Consider the following 23,680-nt stretch of genomic DNA (forward strand, 5'->3'; position numbering starts at 1 on the left):
CTTCGTTGCGCGCTGGGACAATACGCGCTTAGGCAAGGAAAGCCTGTGTCGATGGAATGAGGGTAAAATGCACCATGGCTACACGACCCTTTTCATTGCTAACAACTTTGCGAATGGTTCCGAACTGTCTACTTCGCGAGTACTTTGTAAGACATGGACACGCTGAGTTCGTGACCGAATGGGACGGTGAGAAAGAAAAAGACATTGGTTCGGTCTTTGAGTACATTCAGTTACTTGATGACCGAGAGAGAGATGAGATTGAGAGCGGTTTGCACAGCGTGTCTGATCTTGCCTCCGATGCTGGACTGACAGCTCTTTTCCAAGCGGCAAGGGATTATGGGCTTCCTGATCTTGTGAACGAAGCGGCCGAAGAACTTGGTATATGGGGCCGGACCATGTGGATCTGGTTGCATTATCCAGGCATCTTCGACAAAGGTCAGATCCTTTTTCAGATCGATCAGATGTCGTTCTGGCGCAAACGCACCGACTTACCCAGTAACGATAGTCCAGATACTTCCGACCCGGCGATCGAAAATCTGAAGGAGGAGATATCGGACCTTCTTCGAGAGCAGGGCCGCGGCAAAGACTGCACCGTCGACTGGCTCAAACGTGGCGACGTGTTTTACTTCTTCGCATATCCCGACGATTTTGTCTCCAGTGTCTTGGTTCACGACAAGGAAGGGCACCTCGCCCCTAAGTCGATTCGCACGACTCTATCAATCGTATTCGCCTACGATCCGAAGCACAGCTCGCTCGAGCTATTCGCGAAAGGATTGCACAAGCCAGTCAAAGAACACTTGGAGAAGATCTTTGCAGGTACGATATTGCGCTGGAAGCTCAATGATTATGACCCAGACGCGGCCTACGAGCTCGATCGACTGAAATATGCTTTCGACGGACTTAAAGTTGAGCCTGCAGATAGGGTGAGCGTGAGGATCCGCAAGCTTCGTCTTTCGAGCCTGGTCGACGGGAGGGAAGTCGAAATCAAGATCGATGACGCCGACCCAAACGACACCATCGGCAAGGCGATTCAAGAGGTAATCCAGGTCGAGGAGAAGCCGTTGGATCAGTGGCGTGTGACGCGAGCCTGTTTCTGCTTCATCTTTCACCCCTTAGACGGTCGCAAGCATGGCCGACAGAGTTTTGACATTGGGTATCCACGCTCTTGCTCTCTAAGGAATGCCCGCCCCGAACGCGTCGAGTTAATCCAGAAGTACCTTACTGAGTGGGATATCGACCTTGCAAAACCTCCTAAATACGCTGCTGTCTCGGTGGGAGAGTGTGACGCCAGTTTTTCAGGCCTCCGAGACGATCCGCTGGAAGAGTGACGACTGGGCGGTCATTGAAGAGTATCAGCTCCTGCGTGAAATCGAGCCTTCAGGTTTCGCCAATTGCAGTGACTGTAGTCGCCGCTACGAGGTGGAGTACATCTCCGAACGCGGTGGCGGTCTCAATGGCTACATCAACTGCGAAGACTGCGGGTTGGAACGCGTCGATCCGGATCGGCTCAAGCGATGGGAGATTGATACGACTTCCTTACTCCAGGTCTTGTTTGGTGATCTGAAGCTTTCTCTGGAAGAGCAGGTACCGAATTACCTTTGGAAGGTCGGGCGAGCCAATTGGGCGGGATCTTCGCGTCGAGTGTGGTTCGTTCGGTCATTTCTTGGTCAACATGGTGATGCCGTGGAGATCTTGAAGAAGAACCCGAAGGCAATCGTGTTCGCGCCAACGAAAGATCGTTCGGACCAATGGCATGATGCGACTGGGAGTTTGCTCATTCCCCTCGAGGGAATCATTTCGTTCGAGGCCGGAAAACTGGTGATCGATGTCGAGGAGATTGAAGGGTGGGTCAAAGACGCTTGGCCAGCGTCGAAAGAGTCGAAGAACGCAACACCCAAAAGACGAGGATCCCGTCTCAATAGTATCGCCAAGTTGCGAAAGGCCTTGATTGAGCACGTTTTTAACGCTCGGGAGCACGCATATTCCACGAAGGAAATTACCGGGACGCCAAGGTTGCTGCCACGTCCTCAGCAGAAGGAACTCGCCAAACAGCTCGACATGACGACGTCAGATGTCAATCGAGCCCTAAAGGATGCCGATGCGGTAGAGCTCAGAATCTACTGGGAACTTGCATTGGATGTGGACCAGATCATGTCGCTCAAAGGGCCCATTACTCGAGGACGCAAAACCTAGAAATTGCAGTTTGCTTGATTTCGTGCAACTGCAATTCGAACAATGCGACACTGCAAATGCCTGCGGAATAGCGACTTAGGTCGAGCCGCAGGCTTTTTTGTTCGATTTGCTGCAATTCCGCCGGGGGTTGTCATCGCAAGTTTCGCGGTGGCAATCACCCTCGACATGGAGATTGCAGAAATGAAGGACCGACACACGTCGACGGACTCACCTGAGTCCATCACCTCGGAGCACAAGCCTCTCGATTCGTTCACGCAGGGCTATGTGCAGAAATGTGCTCGCCAGCTGATTGGTCGCCATGGCTTCACCGACTCTGACCGCGCTGAACTCGAGCAGACACTCTTTCTGAAACTGGCAGGCAAATTCGACCAGGCCAATCCCGACGATCCGCATTGGAAGGCTTTTGTGGCGAAGACCGTTAGTCGTCACATCGCGAGCGTGATCCGAGACCGGAAGGCTCCCAAGCGGGATCACCGTCGCACGATCTCGATCCACGTTCAAGTGACGACCGACGAGGAAGGACCGATGGAGCTGGCCAACGTGCTGCAGGACCATGAGAAGCCCTCACGTCGTAGCCAAGAGCTTCGCTGTGAGCAGGAGCTTGCCGAGCTTCGGGAAGATGTGGCTACCTGTATTGAACGATTGCGTGATCCACGCTTTCGTGAACTTTGTAGGCATCTGATGAATGGGACCATCGCTCAAGCCGCACGAAACATGGATGTTCCTCGATCAACGATCGATGCGTGGCTCCCAAAGATCCGCCACCGATTCGAAGAGATGGGACTTTCGGAATATTTGCAGATTCCTTCGTAATTTCGCGACGGAGTTGGGTTGTTAATAGATAGGGATCAATACGTACCTGAGGAAAGAACTATGAAGACTGAAGTATATCGATATCGTTTTGGCGAAGGTGTTTCCAGTGAAGATGTTGAGGCCGCGATTCTGCTATCGATCTGGGCGTGTGAGTCTCTCCGCGGCGAGTCGCAAACCCGGATGGACGCCACGCACTTCTTCGACACCGATGAAATGAGCTGCGTGATCGACGCAGGGACAGACATCGGCATGGATTTCAATCGGCTGTTCGTTGGGTTTCTGACCCGCGAGATCGGCCCAGATGCGTTTCGTGTTGAACGGGTGAAGAAGCCCGTGGAGGCCGTTGCCGCTTAGTCGTCGCAAATCAAACGCTCGGATGCCAGGTTCAGGAGGGCCGATTGAATGGAGTCAAACACGCAGGGAGATCATCCTCCAAGCGATATGCTCGAAAACGTCGAAATCGCCAGTCGATTTCTGACCACACTGTTCGATGAGCAAGACAAGATTCTGTTCCGGCCCATTGAGACCTGGACTGAAGAGGGAAAGAAACGCAGCAGCGTCGATTATCACAACACGTGCTATCGAGAAGCTGATCCCATTCAGTTGAAAGAAACCTTGCTGCAGCTATTTCGTAAGTCTGCGGCGAGCCGTTTAAACTTGTTCTTCGGAGTTTGTCCACGATTAGGCGGTGACGGCAAGTACGATCTGGCTTGGCAGATCAGGACCGTTCGGTCGTTGTGGTGTGATATCGATCATGCCACCTTCGACGAGGTTCGCGCACGTTTGAAAGAGTCATCGCTGCCTGATCCGTCTATCGTGGTTCACTCTGGAAATGGAGTTCATCTTTACTGGCTGCTTGAGCAGCCTTATCTAGTCGACGACGCCGGTGATCCGCCCGCGGTACAGCTTGAATGGCAAGAAGGAAGTAAAAAACCTCGCAAATATGTGGTGCTGGATGGCGAGCGTGTTTATCTCGACATCGACCGGCAGATATCCAAGCTGAGTCCCAAAGCACAGCATATTCAGGACATTCTCTCAGGCGTGGCCCAACAGGTCGGTGGCGACCACACGATCGACATTTCGAGACTGCTCCGAATCCCCGGTTCCATAAATCGGAAGGACCAGCGCAACGGCCGCGAGCCCGTTCCTACTCAACTCATCGAATGCGATCCGACACGCAGATATCCACTCTCGACATTTGAACGACTGAAAGTTGCTTCGCCTGATTCACAGCGGGCCAAACAGATCGAATCGATGCCGCTACCGCAGCCGCGGAAGATGACCGCGTCGAAGTCGGACAAGCTGGCAGAACTCATTGCCGCGTGTAGCCTGGCTGAAGCAGGACGTCGATCCGAGGCCGATTTCTCGTTGTGCTGCTATGCCGTGCGTCAAGGTATCGATCGGGAAGAGGTCTGGCGGCAGGTTGAGTCGGTGGGCAAGTTCGCCGAGCAGGGACGCAGGTATTTCGACCACACGTGGACGAATGCCGAGGATACAGCGCGCCTAGAGGTCTACGAGAAGCTGCAGAAGAAGGCAAATGGCGATGAAAATCCTCCGGCAGTATACTTCGATGACACGCCTCCAGGCGATGGAGGTGGATATGAAACTCCACCGCATGAAAAGGCACGTCCGACCATACGCGTGAACCCTGCCTGCACACCGGTTGGGGAAACGATGCAACAGATCACCAATCTGCTGTTGAAGGTTGGTGGCTGTTATAGCCGCGTTGAGCAACTGGTGATCATCCGTGATGAGACCATCGCCCCAGTTCTGTCTTGTGCCGAACTCGGTGGGCTGCTCAACCATCATGCCGAGTTCTACTTCGTGAAAGATAAGGAGGGCGAATACAAGCCGCTCCCATCATCCTACGGTAACACCTGGCTTCACCATCCCGGCGAACGGAAACGGCTTCCGAACATCAAGCTATTTACGCGGAATCCTGTCTATACGGACGACTGGCGGCTGACCACGCCAGGTTACGATCCCGCTTCCCAAATCTACTACGCGGGGCCTGAGATCGCCACACGCGAGGGCACGCATCACCTTGATCGACTGCTCCGCGATTTCTGCTTCAAGACGTCTGGCGACCGCACAAACTACATAGGGATTCTCCTGACGGCGGTCCTGGTTCCTAGATTCATTGGCTCGAAGCCTGCAGTGCTTTTCAACGGGAACCAGCCAGGCCTCGGTAAAACGGTTCTGGGGCAGATCATCTCGATTCTGCGCGATGGTCAATCGGTCGAAACGGCCAGCTACAACCCGAACGACGAAGAGTTCGAGAAGCGTCTTGGATCTATTGTCCGTCGGGGCGCCAATACGATCATTATCGATAACGCGAAGGGGAAAGGTCGCAGTCCACGCATCGATTCGGCGTGTCTGGAAAGGTCGATCACCGATCCGATTCTTTCGTTTCGCCTCTTGGGCCAGTCGCAAGATATCCGGGCTGAGAACTCGCACATCTTTTGTTTGACGGCCAATTCGCCCGATGTCAGTCGTGACCTGATGACGCGCAGTGTGGTGGTCAATCTGTTCCATGAAGGGAATCCGGAGCGACGGAAGTTCTCGATTACGGACCCCGAAGGTTACGCCCAGGAACATCGACTCGAGATCCTCGGTGAGTTGATTGGCATGGTCGAACGCTGGAAGGCGTCTCGAATGCCCAAGGCCAACACCGACTCAAGGTTCAACAAACGTGGCTGGGGGGACATCGTGGGTGGCATCCTCGAGGCCAATGGCGACCCCGACTTCCTGGCTAACAGCGAAGAGGCAGCGACACAACTGGACGACACACGGCGTGAGTTCAGTGACTTGGTTGTGACCCTCGCTGAGCACAGTCAGGGGAACTGGACCGCGAATGAACTTGTGGAGCTTTGCGACAAGCACGATCTACTTCAGGACGAGCTCGGTGATGGTTCCTCGCGATCCAAAGCGACCCGTCTGGGGAAGATCGCCGGTCGGTATGTGTCGGAGTGTTTCGACCTGTCGGCGGGACGCGTGGCCACATTCCTTCGCTTCGAGCAGCGCAATGGGAACTCCTATCGGGTGGGAATCACGGAAAGTGCGGAACGTTAGAGGCCTTTGCGGAACGTCTGCGGAACGTGTGAATTGGCAAACGTTCCGCACCTTAAGTGTTGATGAAATTAGGAGATACAAGTTGAGTGCGGAACGTGAGGAACGTGTTCAGGTAACTCACACACGCGTAAGAGAAAACACACGCATATGCACGCATACACACACACGTATAGGGGCTTTACCGACAAACGTTCCGCACGTTCCGCAGATTGTTATAAGTCCCAATGAAACAATGACTTGTGGAGAGGTCAACGTACCGCACAACGTTCCGCAGTGGTGATAGGGGCTATGTGCTAAAGCGATTGTGTGACACGACTTACGTGCTATCTCAACGTACCGCAAACGTTCCGCAGCTCGGTCTTTGAAGGGATTGGAGGCAAATCATGTGGCAATGGAAGAAGCGAATCGAGCGGATGGTGACGCGACGAGGCAGTGTGGTTCTGGCGCTAGACGCGTTCTTCGTTTTCATGGTGATCTTGTCCGCCGCAATTTGGATTCAGTTCTTTATCAACCTGTGAACTCACGGAGGTACTCATGAAGATCGATCAGTGGAACATCGCGGACGTCACGCCCTATCCAAGCAACCCGCGTGTGAACGACGGTGCAGTCGATGCCGTAGCGAAGTCGCTCGCGGAGTTTGGATTTCGTCAGCCGATTGTGGTGGACGAAGCGGGCGTGGTTATCGTAGGCCACACGAGACTAAAGGCGGCTCAGAAGCTAGGCATGACCCAAGTGCCGGTTCATGTTGCCGAGGGGATGAGCGATGAACAGATTCGTGCTTACCGGATCGCGGATAATCAAACGGCGACCATTGCCGAATGGGACTTGGATCTCTTGCCGATCGAACTGAGTGCCCTCAAGGACGCCGACTACGAACTAGGGCTGCTTGGTTTCAAGGACGACGAACTGGCCAAGATGCTCAGTGGCGACGTGAAGGACGGGCTGAACGATCCCGACGATGTGCCTGAGCCACCAGACGATCCTATCACGCAGCCTGGCGACTTGTGGATCCTCGGCGACCATCGATTGTTGTGTGGGGATAGCTCAAAGGCTGAGGACGTTGATCGATTGCTCGACGGTGCTGTCATCCACCTGATCAATTCCGATCCGCCATATGGGGTCCGGGTTCAGCCACGGTCAAAGAATGCCATTGCTGCTGGCAACAGTAGCTTCGCCGATCCGAGTAAACGCAAACCGGACAACAATCCCAAGAAGATGCGGGCCAAAGATCGACCCTTGGCAAACGACTTTGTGTCGGATGAAGAGTTCAACCGATTGCTCGACGCGTGGTTCGGCAATATGACTCGCGTGCTGGCACCGGGGCGAGGATTTTATATCTGGGGCGGCTACGCGAACCTCGGCAACTATCCACCCGTTCTGAAGAAGCATGGTTTGTATTTCAGCCAGGCGATCGTGTGGGACAAACTCCACCCAGTGCTTACGCGAAAAGACTTCCTCGGGTGTTTTGAGATTGCATTCTACGGTTGGAAAGAGGGTTCCGCCCACAAGTTCTACGGACCGCACAATGTGCCTGACCTATGGCACGTCAAGAAGATCCCGCCACAGCAAATGGAACACTTAACGGCCAAGCCTGCCGAACTCGCTGTGCGAGCCATGCAATACTCCACGGTCGCCGGAGAGAACGTTCTAGACCTATTTGGTGGCAGTGGGTCGACGCTTATCGGCGCTGAACAGACGGGGCGTAAGGCCTATCTCATGGAACTCGACACGTACTACTGTGACACTATTGCCGACCGCTTCCAAAGATTCACCGGCAAGCCAGCTGTGCTCGAACGAACGGGAGATTCGCCCATCCCGATGAAGGCGCGAGAGGAGGCGATGCGGTGAGCGTTCTAAAGAATCTTCCCCAGCAGGCTCTTGTTCATCGCCTCGAATGCTTCGCAGGCAATCAGGTGCTCTTCGATGAGCGCGTGGTCGTTGGCCTCTCCAACCCCGATGTCGGCGAACTCAAGCGATTGGGCCAGGCTCTGCAATCCCTCAACCGCCTTGAAATACGCGTCGCGGATCTCCTGGTATTGGTGTGGGGCCATCTTCTGGAAGGCATCGCGAAGTTTGGTTTCGTGGGCGTCGGCGGGCATGATTCGGTCTCCGGTGTGGGTTGCGTTTCGTATGACACACATGAGCCATGGAAAGCTGAAAACATCAAGCTTCGTTCGCAGCGATTCAGCAGCTTTCTTTTGGGCCGCGAGGTTGGGCCGTGTGGCGCCGAAACGAACAACTGCCCTAACGACGCCAAGAACAAAAAAACGCCCAAACGTGGCGAACGTCGGGCGTTGTGTGGCGAGTTAACGGGTGCCCTAGCCGTTGGTCGTGAACTTGCCTCGTTCGGTCTTCTTGAACCGGGCGTCTTTGCCCTTGGTGTTGATCTCCCGAAGGATCGCCGAATAGAGCGTGGCATGCGGTGTCTTACCGCCTGGGCTGGACCAGTATTTCTTCTCGGCCATCGCGTCGATCATCTGTTTGGCGTTGAGCGGCTCCTTCGATTCCGCAAGAACCTTGGCTGCCGCGTCAAGGGCCGACAGACGTTTGGTGGCGGGTTGTTTAGCGGGCTTTGCTTCGGCTGGCTTGGTCGCCTTGGTGGACCGTCCTTTCGTGGTGCCCTTGGTGGTGGCCTTCTTAGTAGCGGTGGTCTTGCGAGTGGTCTTCTTCGTGGTCATGGGTCTTCTCCAAATGGTGATTGGTTGGTCGCGAACCGTGTCGCGTTGACACACATGAGCCATGCAACTGGAAACACATCAAGCGCATCCAGCAGCAATTCAGAAGATTCTTTTGGCGGCTTAGATTATCGCAACGACCAAAGGTCCACGTGGCAGCTTGGCGTATCTGATGAACGGCGAAGCACGGTGCACACCTCACAGAGGTCGTCCGCCGGATTCCACTTGATGAATTCTCGGTACGCATCGAGAAGGCGACGCGAACCTAAGGCGGGAACGGCAGGAGACTTTAGATGTTGAAGGACTTCTTCCGTCGACCAGCTAGTTTTGTTAGCAAGTCGATCGACAGCGACAAGATCAGGGTTGGGGTCAAAATGAAGGGCAGAGATTATTCCATCCAACAGCGGCTTAATGACGGAGGCCAAATTGCCAATGGGTGTGGCCAGTTCCAAAACGACACTCATCTCGAACGGACCGCTGATTTCCTCACTGCGAGTGGCGGTCGCAGCGGAGGCAAATTGCCAGATTTCGTGCGGCTTCGTGGCAGACGCCAGAGACGGCAAATTGAAGTGCAACGAACTCTCAGGTGTCATCGCTGGAGACTTAGGAGATTCATTCAGGCTGTATTCGTGATAGTGCTGGAATTGCTCGCCAGTTGCGCTCAGCGGAGCTTCGGCGTGCACTCGCTCAAAACGAAGTCCATTGCGGGCAGTGGTTCGGAACGACGCAGCTCCGACGTTGTGGAACAGCACATTCTCAACGTCACAGAAGCCATTCGTCGAAGACTGGTATTTGGCAGCAAGAATTCGGTCGGGGTGTGGCGACAATCCGGTGAGCGCCTGCCGAAGCAAATTGCGAGCGTCAAGCATGGTTCCTTTCGGCTCAAATGGCAGTCGTGTGTTCGACCAGAAGCGTACGGAGCTATCGGTCGCTTCCAAATGAAAGGGCAAAACAGTGCTCATGGCGATGTGACCATCGTGAAGAGATAGGCAAGGAGAGAATGAAGAGGAGTGGTGAAGCGGTTCAGAAGTAACTCACACTTGAGATAGCGTAAGGGGAATTGAATGCCAAAGCGAGTCAAAAGGCGAAGCGATACGAAGCGACGTGTCGGTCGGGACATCTACGAAGCGCGGCGAGGCTCGTCTTCATCGCAGGGCTACGATTCCAACTGGGAACGGATCGCCCAGCGTCGGCGCCAACTCGATTACTACCTTTGCCAAGAGTGTTTGAAGCGTGGTCTATCCACCTCGGCCAAAGATGTCGACCACATCATTCCACTTCACGTCCGACTCGATTGGCGACTCGAGATAGGCAACACGCAGGTGCTCTGCCGTATGCATCATCGAGCCAAAACCGAACAAGATAACGAGCTTTACGGGTCGAGTACGGAGGCAAATGTGAGTGCCATTCAGCAAACCTGCAGAGATGCCGCTAGAAGGCTCCAGGAGCCGCCGAGAGGGGCGGGGGCTAGTCAAATAGTGACGCGGGTCGACATGGGAACGCGTGCCCCCAAACACACTTGCGCCCGCGATATTGTACCCCAGGGGGTGTTAAATGAGAGGTCGTAAACCAAAGCCAACGGTACTAAAGATTCGCGAAGGGAATCCTGGCAAACGGTCGCTGAACAAGGCCGAACCAAATGCTCCTGGCGATGTGCCTACGTGCCCTGATTTCCTGGATGAAGTGGCTCAGGAGGAATGGGATCGTATCTCTGGAATCCTCACCGAAATGGGACTGCTTAGTACAGCTGATCGTGCTGCACTGGCCGCATATTGCACCGTGTACAGCCGCTGGGTTCACGCGGAAGAACAGGTAAAGAAGTTCGGAACGATCGTGAAGTCGCCCGAGAAAGGCTTTCCGATGAAGTCGCCATATCTGACGGTGGCCGACCAGGCGATGGAATCGATGCGGAAGTTCCTGGTGGAGTTTGGACTGACGCCATCGAGCCGCAGTCGCATCCGTGTGGAAACCAAGAAGTCTGCTGAGGATGAGTTCGATGCATTTGTGGGGGCAGGGTAGTGGACGTGACGCAGCAGTGGGTGAGAAGTTCAAACGATGAGCGTGCCGTCGAGAATGGCTGTTGGTTCGATGAAGAAGCGGCCCAGCGTGTGCGTGAGTTTTTCCTGCGGTTCCTGAAGCACTCGAAAGGCCAATGGGCTAGGAAACCGTTTGAGCTATTAGATTGGCAATGGACAGACGTGGTGGCGCCATTATTCGGTTGGAAGCGTGCTGATGGGACTCGTCGATTTCGCCGCGGTTATATCGAGGTTCCGAAGAAGAATGGCAAGAGCACGTTATTCGCGGGGCTGAGCTTGTATCTGCTGACATGTGATGGCGAACCGGGGGCCGAAATCTACAGTGCAGCCTCGGATCGGGATCAGGCGTCAATCGTGTTCAACGAAGCGGCCAATATGGTGGACCACTCGCCTCATCTGGCATCGCGTCTGAAAGTCGTCCGTTCCACCAAACGGATCGTGGACCATCGTAGTCGATCCATTTATCGTGCCCTCTCGGCTGAGGTGCCCACCAAGGAAGGCCTCAACGCCCATGCAGTGCTGATGGACGAACTACATGCACAAAAGTCACGGGAACTATGGGACACGCTTCGCTACGCCGGTGCCTCACGACGACAACCACTCATGCTGGCTATTACAACCGCCGGGTTCGACCGATTGAGCATCTGTTGGGAACAGCACGAGTACGCTCGCCAAGTGCTGGAAGGAACTGTTGAAGACACAGCGTTCTTTCCCTACATCTCTGCTGCCGACGTTGAAGAGGACTGGACCACGCCTGAGGTGTGGCGGAAGGCGAACCCCAGTTTCGGCATCACGATCGACGCGGAGCAGTTCGCCGAGGATTGCCGTGAAGCCCAGGAATCGCCCGCCAAGGAAAACTCGTTTCGTCGCTATCGGCTCAATCAATGGACGCAGCAGGAATCGCGTTGGCTGAACATGGATAAGTGGGACGCGTGTGATGATGCTCTGGCGGAACTGGATGGTCGCACATGTTTCGCAGGCCTGGACTTGTCTTCCACGACCGACATCTCGGCCCTGGTGCTCGTATTCGAGGAAGACGACCAATACGACGTACTGCCGTTCTTCTGGGTACCAGAGGAAGGTGCCAGGCGACGTGAGAAGCGGGACCATGCCCCGTATGTACCGTGGATTCAGCAAAGGTACATCGAAGCGTCACCTGGGGAAGTCGTCGACTACGAACGCATTCGGGCGCGGATCAACGAGCTAGGAAAGCGATTTAAGATCGAGCAGATCGCGATCGACCGTTGGAACGCGACGCAGTTGGCCACCCAGCTAGATGATGATGGATTCGAGATTGTGTCTTTCGGCCAGGGCTACGCGAGTATGTCGGCGCCGACGAAGAAGTTGGAAGAGCTCGTGCTATCCCGGAAATTGCGCCACGCGGGTCATCCAGTACTCCGGTGGATGGCGGGAAACGTAGCGATCGAGCAGGATGCGGCCGACAACTGGAAGCCGTCGAAGAAGAAGAGTCAGGAGCGGATCGATGGGATTGTGGCGCTCGTCATGGCGGTGGATTTGGCGACTCGGCATGTGGAGTTTACGAGTCCGTATAGCGAGCGAGGGATGCTTTTTCTGTAGAAGTGTGCCACGCTGATTCACGGTTGCAACGCATAGAAATTACGTCAGTTGAGAAAATGCAATTTCAAGATCTATGTAACTAAGACGGCTCCAACTAAGCCGGTGTATAAACACAAGTGCAAGCGAAAATGCAATGAAACTTTCACAGGCGTTAACGCCTAATTGGTGAATTTACTCCTGACTTAGTTCATCGGTTAGGTCTGAAAGCAGGGAAGCGTCGATCTCTATTAAGAGCTTCTCTTGTTCATTCGCCGCGTACTCAGATTCTAAAGCCCCAAACAATGCATCGATTATTCGAGCGTCTGCGTGTTCCTTGAAGTGCGGTGGCAGAATGTCTGGCGAATCGTGAAGAGCATCCGTGATGTCCTCCGCGCCGTCGAATCTGAAATTAGATTCAGATTTGACATTCATATGGAATGTTTCCAGCGGCATCTCTTCCACGTCATCAAACAACGCTTCGACCGCGGGGGGTTCAGATTCCAACACAAGGCGATTGCTTTTCGCGAACGCCTCGGGGATCAATTCGGGCATTCTGATAGAAACGCTATCGGAATCCTTGTTTTGACCATAGTGTTGAACGAACTTAGTAAAATCGCCGAGACCGACACGACCATCTCGGTTGAAATCAAAGCGAAATGCTTCGGGGAACTCAACTACGTCAGCGGTCTTACCGTAGTTTCGGATGAACTGAGCAAAGTCTCCCAATCCGACGTCACCACTGTCGTCGGAATCATATACGACAGGAGCGATTGGCACATCGATGTGAGGATAGGAATTCAAAACTTGCCCATCTCGTCCAAGCTTTCCATTGGATAAACGAAACGCGTCGTGCTGCGTTGCCGTGGGATATTGACCATCGACTTGGGAGGAGATGCCAACGACATTCTGCCGATCTACAGGAAACAGCAAATTGGTAATTAGAACCCGATCGCCAGGCTGGTATCCAGTCAAGTCCAGGTTGTCCCACCAGATATTCGTCACGCCGTCGTCGCTGGAAATATCCAAGTTGGTGCCGAGATGTTCCAAGACCTCGGGGTTTAGGAACAGTACTTTTTCCCAAGACATTCCGGCTTCCAAGCTGATCGGACCGCTGGTCATCTCCGGAGTAACCGTGATCCATATCTGAGCAACGATCGATTCCCACTCATGGAAAACGACGTTGCCTATCGGTGAGTTGCCAAGTGATGTACCCACTGGCAAAGTGTCATCGGTTCGCGTCAAAGATATTAGGAGTTCTTCGTTGCCAATTGTGGCGACGCCTTCGGTAATGGTTGTTGTGCTATCGGCAACACCTGGAGCTGCCTCAACGTTTCCAGCATAGTCATAGGCGATACTGTAGAAATCATATTGCTTACCGGGCTTCCCGACGAATGTCGCGGCGGTGAGCGTGGTTCCAAGTAAAAAAGGCTGATAGTTACCTGCGTCTTCTGAAAAGTAGATGTCGTATTTCGCCACACCTGATCCGCCGGCGGTATCTTGACCTGACCAGGAAATCTCAAACTTTGACTTATCGAAAGACGTGGGCAGAGGATCGATACTGCTGGCCGGGGCCTCCGTATCGAGCGTGTTAAAGATAGGAGGCGTATCGATCGGTTCATTGGTATCGAAGATGATTCGCGCCTCCGCATCGATTACATCACCAGTCACCGCATCTGGACTGACCTGGATCGAATACGTGACAAAACCTTCGCCTTCGGGCGACACCAAGTTAGGTGGCAGGAAACCGGCGAGAGCATTCGTCGGAGCATCGCCAGTCTCTGGATCGATGGAAGTAAACTCCCAGAATGCTTCGCCCGTTGCGACGTTGATACCTGCCAATACATCAACATAGACTCCAAAGTCGGACGTGAAGTCGAGGCGATTCGTATAGAACGCGCGATTGTCCGGCACTTCAAATACGGAAGTACCTATCCCGAAGTCGCCCAGTCGAAACGAACGAAAATCCAAGTCCGTATCCAGTTGCTGAGTTATCCGAACCGTCTGACCCGGAGCTGTCGCGAAAACGGGATCGTTTTCAAAGCGAATGGTATAGTCAAGCGGTTTGGAAGCGGCAATGAAGTTTTCAGGCCCAAACCCTTCAGGGCCAAGGATGTCGTTGGGGTCAAGAGATTGAACAAGTTGCGTAAAGTGTTCCGCAAAGTCTTTGAATCGCTGCTTCAACCAATCATTCAAGTCTTCAGCCGAGTCTCCCGCATCCTTGCGGGTTTCGTTTAGCCAGTCACCAAATTGATTTGACCAGTCCTTTACGATTTCTCCGCTGTCTTCTATCCACTCCTTTAGTCTCTCTGAGTATGACTTGTAGTCATAGAGTTCTGTTTTGGGGTCGCCATTTCGAACTTTGGTTGGGTTCTGAGTCGCTTCATCACGTGATGAAAAAGGGGATCCGTTGCTTATTGCTTCTTTCTCTAATCTATCGAGGACTGGTTTGGTGAATCTTTGAGCGATCTCAGTCCTGGTCTTCGCGAAAGCATCCTCGATTGACAGTCCCTTCCGAATATACTTGTTCATGAGCTGCGCGAACAGATTTGAATATGAGACAGAATTGCTGTCGGTTGAAGAATATCCGGCGAAGTCATTGATCTTGCTATTAAGGTCAGCAATCATCTGTCCCGAATAACAGCTTCCGAGGAATACATGAGTTTCGCTGGGATTAAGAGAATTAATAGCAGCGGCTAACTCAGTCGCAGTAATGTATTCGCCTAGGGCATTCATCGCCAATTCGCCTGCGTTGTCGGCACCATGAGTTTCAGCGATAAAGACAAATGTATCATCTGCGTCAGCTCCTGAATTACGAATCGCGTCCAGGACGGTCGCCTTGGTGACGGATGTGCCATCCAAAGTGGTATCGGTGATCACTGTGATATTGGCTGGATTCACACCGAACGAATTCTCATATGTATTCTTCCATTGTTTTGCACTGCGAACGGAGCTTTTCAAGTTTGTCTTCCCGCTCGGATCGACGGAAGTGAAGTCGCTTATGCCCACAATGACCACATGAGTATCATGAATCCCGTCACCTGCCGCTGGTGTACGCTGCGTTTGGGAAGGGGGTAGTCCGACATTCTCCACGGATAACTGTACCGATGTTTGGCGAAGCATCACACCAACAATGTCTTCGACGGGCTCATACGGAATCGGAGGTAAAACGTCTACGAGTTCACTGTCTTTCTGTTGGAAGTGCCACTTTCCGTTGACGTTCTGTAAGTGTGTGTACTCGTTCTGATTCTCGCGCAAACTTGCCAATGTATTTCTGAAATTGCCATACACTTCTTCGAGCGTCAAACCGAGACGCTGTACGTACTCTTCGTATGGTCCAATTGGCAATGGATCAGGTTCACTCTGCGTTGAGAGGAACTGCGCATAGTCAATTTCTACCTGGGCCAAAACATCACGCGGAACGGGAAACACGGAAGCCGGAACGTCGCCACTTACTTGTCCGAATAAGGTGATCGATCCTTGAGCACCAGGACGGAGCGATGTATGCAGTGTTTCTTGCTCGATCGCTAGGATGAGCAATGGACCGTCCGAAGGAACGATTGATTCTAACGCGGCAATTTGCAGATCTGTCACCCCAGGAAGAGAAACAGAAAGTACGGGCGTCTCCAGGTCCGTTCCTCCGGCATTGGCGAACCTGATTGTCCAGGAACCAATCTGGCCTGGGCGCAGGGCAGATGGTCCCTCGATGGAGACATTCAAATCCGCTTGGAATGAATCCCGAATTCCCAGTGCATCGTCAATGGTGTCGGATAGAATTCCATCCTTCGCAAGAATGTCTGCGGGCCCTGCTGAAGCTTGGGTAAGTTCAAATGTGACCAGGGCTCTCGTCGGATTGTAGACAGAAATCGTGTCGCCAATGAATTTATTTCCAGCGGAATCGACGACCGTGAACTCTGTGGTTTCGCTAAATCGACTGCCTGAAAGCAGTAGGGTCACAATTCCCCTTCCAGTGTGTGTCGTATCACTACCGTCGATCGCAAATGGAAGTAGTGATGCAGTCACATCGTATTGCTGAGCTATACCGGCCGAAGCCCTGGATCGAAGTAGTACATAGTACGTACCCTCTAGTGTTTCAGGTACGATCACGTTTTGATCCACGGCGAACGGTTCGTTGCCGGTAAAATCAAAATCGCTCCGCGTCGGAATACGATTGAAGGCCACATAGATTTCATTGTCCCCGTCAACAGCATCACTATCAAGCTCGAACGAGAGCGTTTCCCCCGCAGGCACCGTTACTCGGTAGTAAACATTTTGTTCTACATCGAGCGTTCCCGCCGTGGCGACTCCCAACTCAAGTTCGGGGAAGATAATTTCCGCCTGGTCGAGTGAGACACCGATGTTGTTGGCTTCGTCTGCTTCCGTTACTTGGTTAAGGATGTCGCTGCGGATGATGATGTGGTAGGAACCGGGGATCACGCCTGGAAGCGCAGTCGTCAGGCTTTCGTTGTAGGAAGCACCGTTGGCAAGTATGCGCAGGTTGGGATATACGCGCCCCAGCAATCGATCGTTGATATCCCAGGTTTCATCCGCAGAGAGATAAATGGAATCGGTCCAATTGCCTACGGCTGAATTACTACCTTGATTCTCGACCGTATAGCTGACAGTTACGTCAGCTCCAGATTCTCCATTGGCCGGTACATTGATGCTTCCCACGACAAAGTCTGCGGGTGCTGCCAGGTTGACCTGCATCGAAAGTGGATCGTGACCGGAGTTGTTGAAGACCTCCCCTCGTTCGTTCAATCCACCATTTGGATTAGCGGCAACGAAAACGTAATAGGGCCCTGCAAGGCCTGCGGGAATGTCAAGCTCCCCGGTTTGCGTATAGCTTTCGCCAGCAGCCAAAGTAGTAGGGCGAGTGGCATAGCCAAGGAAGATATCGGATGAACGGTCGAAAACTTGATCGAGGGAGAGATATACCGAGTCATACCATGATCCATCGGCGTCCCCACTTCCGACATTTTGTACCATCCAACTGACTGAGAAATCTTGGCCACTTTTTACGCTGGCTGGAGCATCTACGCTGGTGACAGTTAGATCAGGAGGATCTAATTCAATGATTTCGATGTTGCCTACGGGGGGATCAGGAGGGTCAGGGTCCCCCGGATCGACAGGGTCTTCGCTCGGATCGACACCTTCCGGGATTGTCGCTGAGGTAACACGAAGATTATTTCCTTCGAAGTCTCCTTCAACGACGAGATCGGTTGAGTCAGTGCGAACAAGAATGAAGAATCGGCCACTAAGATCTTCGGGAAGGGTCACGCTACGAGAGACTGAATATTCCTCATTTGGCCCCAGAGGATTACCACGCTGAACAGTTGTCAACAACGTATCGAATGGATCGATTTGATAGTCGGTGGAAAGATATACCTCGTCAAACCAGATTGTCGAGTTCGTGGGGACGGGGGAATCATTCCGAACCGTCCAATCTACAGTGATGGGCTGGCCTGGTTGAGGATTATTAGTTGCCGTCACAGTGGTGATGCGAAGGTCCGACGCAATCCGGGAGACCTCCAAAGCCATGGCGACCGAGATATTGTTCGCCTCGTCCAATTCTGGAACGCGATCGCCAGCATCGGTTGTCAAAAGCAGATAGTAAGTCCCCGGAGACATATCACTTGGCAACTGAACACGACGATCCGCAACGCGGTACGAATCGCCCGGCTGAAGTAGTCCCGAATGAGGTAGAGACGTAAGTGTGATATCGTCTCCGCTAATCGTCGTGTCAGTGGAAAGCACCACACGGTCATACCAGGATGTTGTGGCAGTATCCCATTGGCTACTGTTGGTAACGGACCAATCCAACAGAAAGGCATCGCCAGCTTCTGCCTGCGTGGGAGTGCCGAAGAATGAGACTGTCAGATCGCCTGGCTGGGAGACAACGTCTGAGGGGACCTCTAGGGCGGTCAAGTTATTCAGGTTGTCTAACTCGAAGACATCGTCTGAGTAGTCCGTAACGACATAAATGTACTGGTCGCCAATGTAGTCTTCATTCAAAGTGGTGGCGAACGTTAGGTCGTATCCCTCGCCAGTTGCCAGACCGCCATAACATCTCTGTGATTTGAGCAAGACATCGCCAGAAGGATCAAAGCTTGAGTCGCTGGAAAGGTAAACACGATCAGTCCATGTACCGTTGGGGGTTGCCGTCGAACCATTGTTTTCTACGCGGTAGCTAACAGTAAAATCGCGGTTTGCCGAGATCGTTGACGGAGCCGTGATCGAAACGACCTCGAGGTCAGGTGGTGGGGTTAAAAGGACATTGGTTGACTGGTCTTCAGTACCAACGTTGTTATCCTCGAATAGGTGTTCGTAGACATTGTCGAACGCATCTGTTTCTATGAGGAAAAAGAATTCGCCGGTGACTCCGATAGGCAGATTTCCGAAGCCAGTTGCCGCGTAGCTCTCTCCTGAGGCTAGTACTCCGTCATGCGTAACGGTGGTTAGCAGAGTATCATCCTCGCTGAGGATATTGTCCGTCGAGACATAGACACGGTCTCGCCAGCGTGTTGCATCGGTTGTCTGAATACCGTTATTCGTGACAGTCCAGCTTACTTGAACCTCCTGGCCGGAGAATGCTGATGTGGGAGCTGTGACGCTGGTGACCCTTAGGTCTGGCGGTGGAGTCAATTCAATGTCAAATGAAGTGCTGGATCGATCATTGTCTTCTTCGTTCCCATACTCCCATACGCGATCAAATGCATCTGTCAAAACGATCACGTAGTAGGTGCCATCGATCCCACGAGGGAGCGTAGCGGCCAGCGACCCTCGATAGCTGTCACCAACTTGGAGGTAGGAAGGGTTTTGAACGGTCCCCAGACGATAATCGGTAGCATCCCAGAATGGATCGGTTGACAAATAAACTTGGTCGTCCCAGTAGGTTGCATTGGTAGGGCCGGTGCCCGTGTTCGAGACAACCCATTCGACGACAATCTCCTGTTCGGAAGACGCTGTCGGCGGGACGATCACCTCATCGACGACCAAATTGGGAAACGCAGCAAGTAGTACGTCGATCCACGTTTCGTTGATTAAGATGTTATTGTCTTCGCCGTCGATCTCGAGGACATTGTCCAGGCGATCTGTTTGGACAATTACCCTCAGATCGTCACCTTCAAAGATATCAGGCAGGTCGAACATTTGCGTTCGGGTGATCGACTCTCCGGCCGCAATGGTTCCTGTGAAATCATAGCTACGATTGAGGTCGTCAACACCAATCGTATCATCGATCGAGATTGCAACCCAATCGCGAAAACTTCCCTGAAAGTCTCCATCTCCTTGGTTAGTAATTGTCCAGGTTATGGGAATACTTTGGCCGGAAATGGCTTCCAGCGGAGCAGAGATACTGGTGACCACGAGATCCGGCAAGGGTGGATAGTCGATGGAAATTGGCAGCGTGGCCAATGTATTGTTGTTTGCGTTCAACTCGTTATTCGAATTGCCTTGATTGGTTTCGACGATCAAATAGTATTCACCAGGTCGAATGCTCTCATTTAGTGGCAAGGTGACATTAAGCGTCGTGTTATAACTTTGCCCAGGCGTAAGCGGTAACGCGTCAGTCTGGTAGAGCAATTCCAGCCGTGCATCCGATGAATCGAGTTGATCGTCGGAAGAAAGCCAAATCGCCTCGGTCACAGTCTGTTGGACCGCGCCTGTCCCAATATTACGGACGGTCCAAGAAACCGGAATTTCGCTACCAAAGAGAGCTGTTGTATCTGTTGAGGCAGTCTCTACTTCTAGGTCTGGCCGTACGATCTGAACCGGTTGGACAAAAGTATTGTTCGTCTCATCCGATTCCTCAATGTCTCTGTCAGAGTCGGTTGAAAACAGCAGGTAATAATCACCGGGACTTACGCTGGTATTCAGAAAGAAGCTGCGTTGTTGTTGATAAGAACCCAATACCGGTAATGGCGACTGACCGTTGATGAATATGGAAAAAAGCCGATCGTCCTGCGAATCGATCTGCATGTCGGTCGAGAGATAAACATAGTCGTACCATGCAGGACTATCGACCTCAAGTTCACCAATATTCGTAACCGTCCATGAGATATCGTTAAATCCCAGATTAAAAGTGGATGATGCGATAACTTCGGAGATAATAAGGTCTGGCAGTGGACTGTCGTCGTCGAGGAGTGCGCCAATGGCCTGATGGCCAGCTAGGCTGCTGGTAAGTAGCGTTGCGCTTCCCAGTTGCGGTGAGATGCTTAGAAGAAAGGTCTCATCGGTCTCGACGTCGGTGTCTCCTGAGATCGGCACAAACACGGTAGCGGTTGTCTGCCCGGCGAGGAAGGTAAGGGTCCCGGTGGTGGCCGTGTAGTCGACCCCGGCGATCGCCGAATCATCGACCGTCTGGTAGTCGACGAGGATCTCCTGGGTGGCAGGCTGGGAGAGCTGAACGGTGAAGGCCATCAGCTGAGTACCGCTGTCGCCTTCCAGTAGTTCGGCGTTGGAGACGAACAGGGATCGGTCTTCATCGCCGCCATCGGTATCGAGGATCAGGCCGGTGGCTGAGACACGCAGCTGCTCGTTCGCGAAGACCGCGCCGGTAAGGTTCATCAGTTCCAGGTAGAACCACTCATCCGGTTCGGCTACGTCGCTATCACTATACGGATCGATATGAATGTTCCACGTCGTACTGCCTGCTGGAATCGTCACCGATCCAGACTCGAAGGCGAAGTCGACATCCTCCAGGGCGGTGCCTGGCCGTGTGAAGTAGTCGAAGGTTACTTCGGTAGCGGCAGGCTTCGAGAGAGTGATCTCGAAGTAGGCCTCATCACCCGACGAATCCTGCTCGACCCTTCGGGTACCACGGATCGCCACCACGGGATCAGTACCATCTCCCGAGTCGTCATCCATGATCCGGCCGAGACCCGCCAGGCCATCAGGGCTGGTCGACAGCAGGGACGCACTTCCAGCCTGTGGCGTTACCAGGAGAGAGAAGGTCTCATCGGTCTCGACGTCGGTGTCTCCTGAGATCGGCACAAACACGGTAGCGGTTGTCTGCCCGGCGAGGAAGGTAAGGGTCCCGGTGGTGGCCGTGTAGTCGACCCCGGCGATCGCCGAATCATCGACCGTCTGGTAGTCGACGAGGATCTCCTGGGTGGCAGGCTGGGAGAGCTGAACGGTGAAGGCCATCAGCTGAGTACCGCTGTCGCCTTCCAGTAGTTCGGCGTTGGAGACGAACAGGGATCGGTCTTCATCGCCGCCATCGGTATCGAGGATCAGGCCGGTGGCTGAGACACGCAGCTGCTCGTTCGCGAAGACCGCGCCGGTAAGGTTCATCAGTTCCAGGTAGAACCACTCATCCGGTTCGGCTACGTCGCTATCACTATACGGATCGATATGAATGTTCCACGTCGTACTGCCTGCTGGAATCGTCACCGATCCAGACTCGAAGGCGAAGTCGACATCCTCCAGGGCGGTGCCTGGCCGTGTGAAGTAGTCGAAGGTTACTTCGGTAGCGGCAGGCTTCGAGAGAGTGATCTCGAAGTAGGCCTCATCACCCGACGAATCCTGCTCGACCCTTCGGGTACCACGGATCGCCACCACGGGATCAGTACCATCTCCCGAGTCGTCATCCATGATCCGGCCGAGACCCGCCAGGCCATCAGGGCTGGTCGACAGCAGGGACGCACTTCCAGCCTGTGGCGTTACCAGGAGAGAGAAGGTCTCATCGGTCTCGACGTCGGTGTCTCCTGAGATCGGCACAAACACGGTAGCGGTTGTCTGCCCGGCGAGGAAGGTAAGGGTCCCGGTGGTGGCCGTGTAGTCGACCCCGGCGATCGCCGAATCATCGACCGTCTGGTAGTCGACGAGGATCTCCTGGGTGGCAGGCTGGGAGAGCTGAACGGTGAAGGCCATCAGCTGAGTACCGCTGTCGCCTTCCAGTAGTTCGGCGTTGGAGACGAACAGGGATCGGTCTTCATCGCCGCCATCGGTATCGAGGATCAGGCCGGTGGCTGAGACACGCAGCTGCTCGTTCGCGAAGACCGCGCCGGTAAGGTTCATCAGTTCCAGGTAGAACCACTCATCCGGTTCGGCTACGTCGCTATCACTATACGGATCGATATGAATGTTCCACGTCGTACTGCCTGCTGGAATCGTCACCGATCCAGACTCGAAGGCGAAGTCGACATCCTCCAGGGCGGTGCCTGGCCGTGTGAAGTAGTCGAAGGTTACTTCGGTAGCGGCAGGCTTCGAGAGAGTGATCTCGAAGTAGGCCTCATCACCCGACGAATCCTGCTCGACCCTTCGGGTACCACGGATCGCCACCACGGGATCAGTACCATCTCCCGAGTCGTCATCCATGATCCGGCCGAGACCCGCCAGGCCATCAGGGCTGGTCGACAGCAGGGACGCACTTCCAGCCTGTGGCGTTACCAGGAGAGAGAAGGTCTCATCGGTCTCGACGTCGGTGTCTCCTGAGATCGGCACAAACACGGTAGCGGTTGTCTGCCCGGCGAGGAAGGTAAGGGTCCCGGTGGTGGCCGTGTAGTCGACCCCGGCGATCGCCGAATCATCGACCGTCTGGTAGTCGACGAGGATCTCCTGGGTGGCAGGCTGGGAGAGCTGAACGGTGAAGGCCATCAGCTGAGTACCGCTGTCGCCTTCCAGTAGTTCGGCGTTGGAGACGAACAGGGATCGGTCTTCATCGCCGCCATCGGTATCGAGGATCAGGCCGGTGGCTGAGACACGCAGCTGCTCGTTCGCGAAGACCGCGCCGGTAAGGTTCATCAGTTCCAGGTAGAACCACTCATCCGGTTCGGCTACGTCGCTATCACTATACGGATCGATATGAATCGACCAAGATGTTGTTCCCGCGGGAATGGTTACTGTGCCAGCATCGAACTGAAAATCGACGTCCTCTAAAGCTGTGCCGGATCGCGTGGCGAAGTTAAGAACTAACGCCGTTTCAGCAGCCGTGGACAATTCGATGTTGAACACCAAGCCGTTACCCCCAGATGAATCTTCGTCTTGGATAGCATTTGCCAGGGTCAACTCAGGAAGGGTAGCCATTGCCGACTGGACGACTGGGCTTTCCATTCCAAGTCCATTGTTGGGAGTCAGCGGCGTGCCAGACAATACTGTTCTCTCTTCGAGTTTCTCACAGAATGTCAATGGCCGCAGCAGTTTTCGGTGGCGTTTGCTACGGTGGGAGTTTTGCGATCGAGAGGAGTACGGGAAGGGCATAGGGATCGAGCCTATAGACATCTGGCCAAATCGCGAACTTTACACATCCTGACGGCGCCTTGCTCACCTGTCTAAGGAATGCTACGCGGCCACACTTAAGTGGGGCGTGTTAAGAATAAACTATCTGACCGCCAA

14 protein-coding genes are annotated in these 23,680 nt (G+C 53.7%); 10 read left to right on the forward strand and 4 right to left on the reverse strand.

Annotation, left to right across the window (positions count from 1 at the left end; genetic code table 11):
- Positions 1 to 113 precede the first annotated feature (113 nt).
- The 7 genes from PSR63_RS23705 (at position 114) to PSR63_RS23735 (ending at position 7,926) form a co-directional block, all read left to right on the forward strand.
- Positions 114 to 1,328, forward strand: coding sequence for a hypothetical protein (locus PSR63_RS23705; RefSeq protein ID WP_274328183.1), 1,215 nt, complete (start codon positions 114 to 116; stop codon positions 1,326 to 1,328).
- The gene (locus PSR63_RS23710) at positions 1,282 to 2,193 is read left to right on the forward strand and encodes a hypothetical protein (RefSeq protein WP_274328184.1); all 912 of its coding nucleotides are present in this window, start codon (positions 1,282 to 1,284) and stop codon (positions 2,191 to 2,193) included. Before PSR63_RS23705 ends, PSR63_RS23710 begins: the two co-directional genes overlap by 47 nt.
- A gap of 180 nt (positions 2,194 to 2,373) precedes the next feature.
- The gene (locus tag PSR63_RS23715; protein ID WP_274328185.1) at positions 2,374 to 3,006 is read left to right on the forward strand and encodes a hypothetical protein; all 633 of its coding nucleotides are present in this window, start codon (positions 2,374 to 2,376) and stop codon (positions 3,004 to 3,006) included.
- Positions 3,007 to 3,066: 60 nt separating this feature from the next.
- Entirely contained in the window at positions 3,067 to 3,360 is a 294-nt protein-coding gene (locus tag PSR63_RS23720; protein WP_274328186.1) for a hypothetical protein, read from the forward strand.
- Positions 3,361 to 3,408: 48 nt separating this feature from the next.
- Entirely contained in the window at positions 3,409 to 6,078 is a 2,670-nt protein-coding gene (locus PSR63_RS23725; protein WP_274328188.1) for a hypothetical protein, read from the forward strand.
- A gap of 383 nt (positions 6,079 to 6,461) precedes the next feature.
- Positions 6,462 to 6,596, forward strand: a complete 135-nt coding sequence (locus tag PSR63_RS23730; RefSeq protein ID WP_274328190.1) for a hypothetical protein — start codon at positions 6,462 to 6,464, stop codon at positions 6,594 to 6,596.
- Between the two features lie 16 nt (positions 6,597 to 6,612).
- Positions 6,613 to 7,926, forward strand: coding sequence for a DNA modification methylase (locus tag PSR63_RS23735; protein ID WP_274328192.1), 1,314 nt, complete (start codon positions 6,613 to 6,615; stop codon positions 7,924 to 7,926).
- Positions 7,927 to 7,931: 5 nt separating this feature from the next.
- Here the strand turns inward: PSR63_RS23735 and PSR63_RS23740 are convergent, their stop codons facing one another.
- The 3 genes from PSR63_RS23740 to PSR63_RS23750 all read right to left on the reverse strand — a co-directional run bounded on the left by PSR63_RS23740 (position 7,932) and on the right by PSR63_RS23750 (position 9,715).
- Positions 7,932 to 8,177 (reverse strand): hypothetical protein, encoded by a 246-nt coding sequence (locus tag PSR63_RS23740; RefSeq protein ID WP_274328202.1) that lies wholly within the window; start codon positions 8,175 to 8,177, stop codon positions 7,932 to 7,934.
- Positions 8,178 to 8,396: 219 nt separating this feature from the next.
- Positions 8,397 to 8,756 (reverse strand): winged helix-turn-helix domain-containing protein, encoded by a 360-nt coding sequence (locus tag PSR63_RS23745; protein WP_274328203.1) that lies wholly within the window; start codon positions 8,754 to 8,756, stop codon positions 8,397 to 8,399.
- Positions 8,757 to 8,881: 125 nt separating this feature from the next.
- Positions 8,882 to 9,715, reverse strand: a complete 834-nt coding sequence (locus PSR63_RS23750) for a hypothetical protein (RefSeq protein ID WP_274328205.1) — start codon at positions 9,713 to 9,715, stop codon at positions 8,882 to 8,884.
- Between the two features lie 102 nt (positions 9,716 to 9,817).
- Here PSR63_RS23750 and PSR63_RS28275 point away from each other — a divergent pair, with 102 nt between their 5' ends.
- The 3 genes from PSR63_RS28275 to PSR63_RS23760 are packed head-to-tail and all read left to right on the forward strand — an operon-like array spanning position 9,818 to position 12,367.
- Complete coding sequence (locus PSR63_RS28275; RefSeq protein ID WP_443111058.1) at positions 9,818 to 10,321, forward strand: HNH endonuclease; 504 nt, start codon at positions 9,818 to 9,820, stop codon at positions 10,319 to 10,321.
- Positions 10,308 to 10,772, forward strand: a complete 465-nt coding sequence (locus tag PSR63_RS23755) for a phage terminase small subunit P27 family (protein WP_274328207.1) — start codon at positions 10,308 to 10,310, stop codon at positions 10,770 to 10,772. Before PSR63_RS28275 ends, PSR63_RS23755 begins: the two co-directional genes overlap by 14 nt.
- A 20-nt stretch (positions 10,773 to 10,792) precedes the next feature.
- A complete protein-coding gene (locus PSR63_RS23760; protein WP_274328209.1) occupies positions 10,793 to 12,367 on the forward strand; it encodes a terminase large subunit in 1,575 nt (524 codons plus the stop codon).
- A 171-nt stretch (positions 12,368 to 12,538) separates the two neighbouring features.
- On the opposite strand, the gene PSR63_RS23765 is transcribed toward PSR63_RS23760, so the two are convergent.
- Positions 12,539 to 23,398, reverse strand: a complete 10,860-nt coding sequence (locus PSR63_RS23765) for a Calx-beta domain-containing protein (RefSeq protein WP_274328211.1) — start codon at positions 23,396 to 23,398, stop codon at positions 12,539 to 12,541.
- Between the last annotated feature and the right edge of the window lie 282 nt (positions 23,399 to 23,680).

Origin of the sequence: Bremerella sp. P1 (genome assembly GCF_028748185.1) — a bacterium.
Taxonomy (GTDB): Bacteria; Planctomycetota; Planctomycetia; order Pirellulales; family Pirellulaceae; genus Bremerella.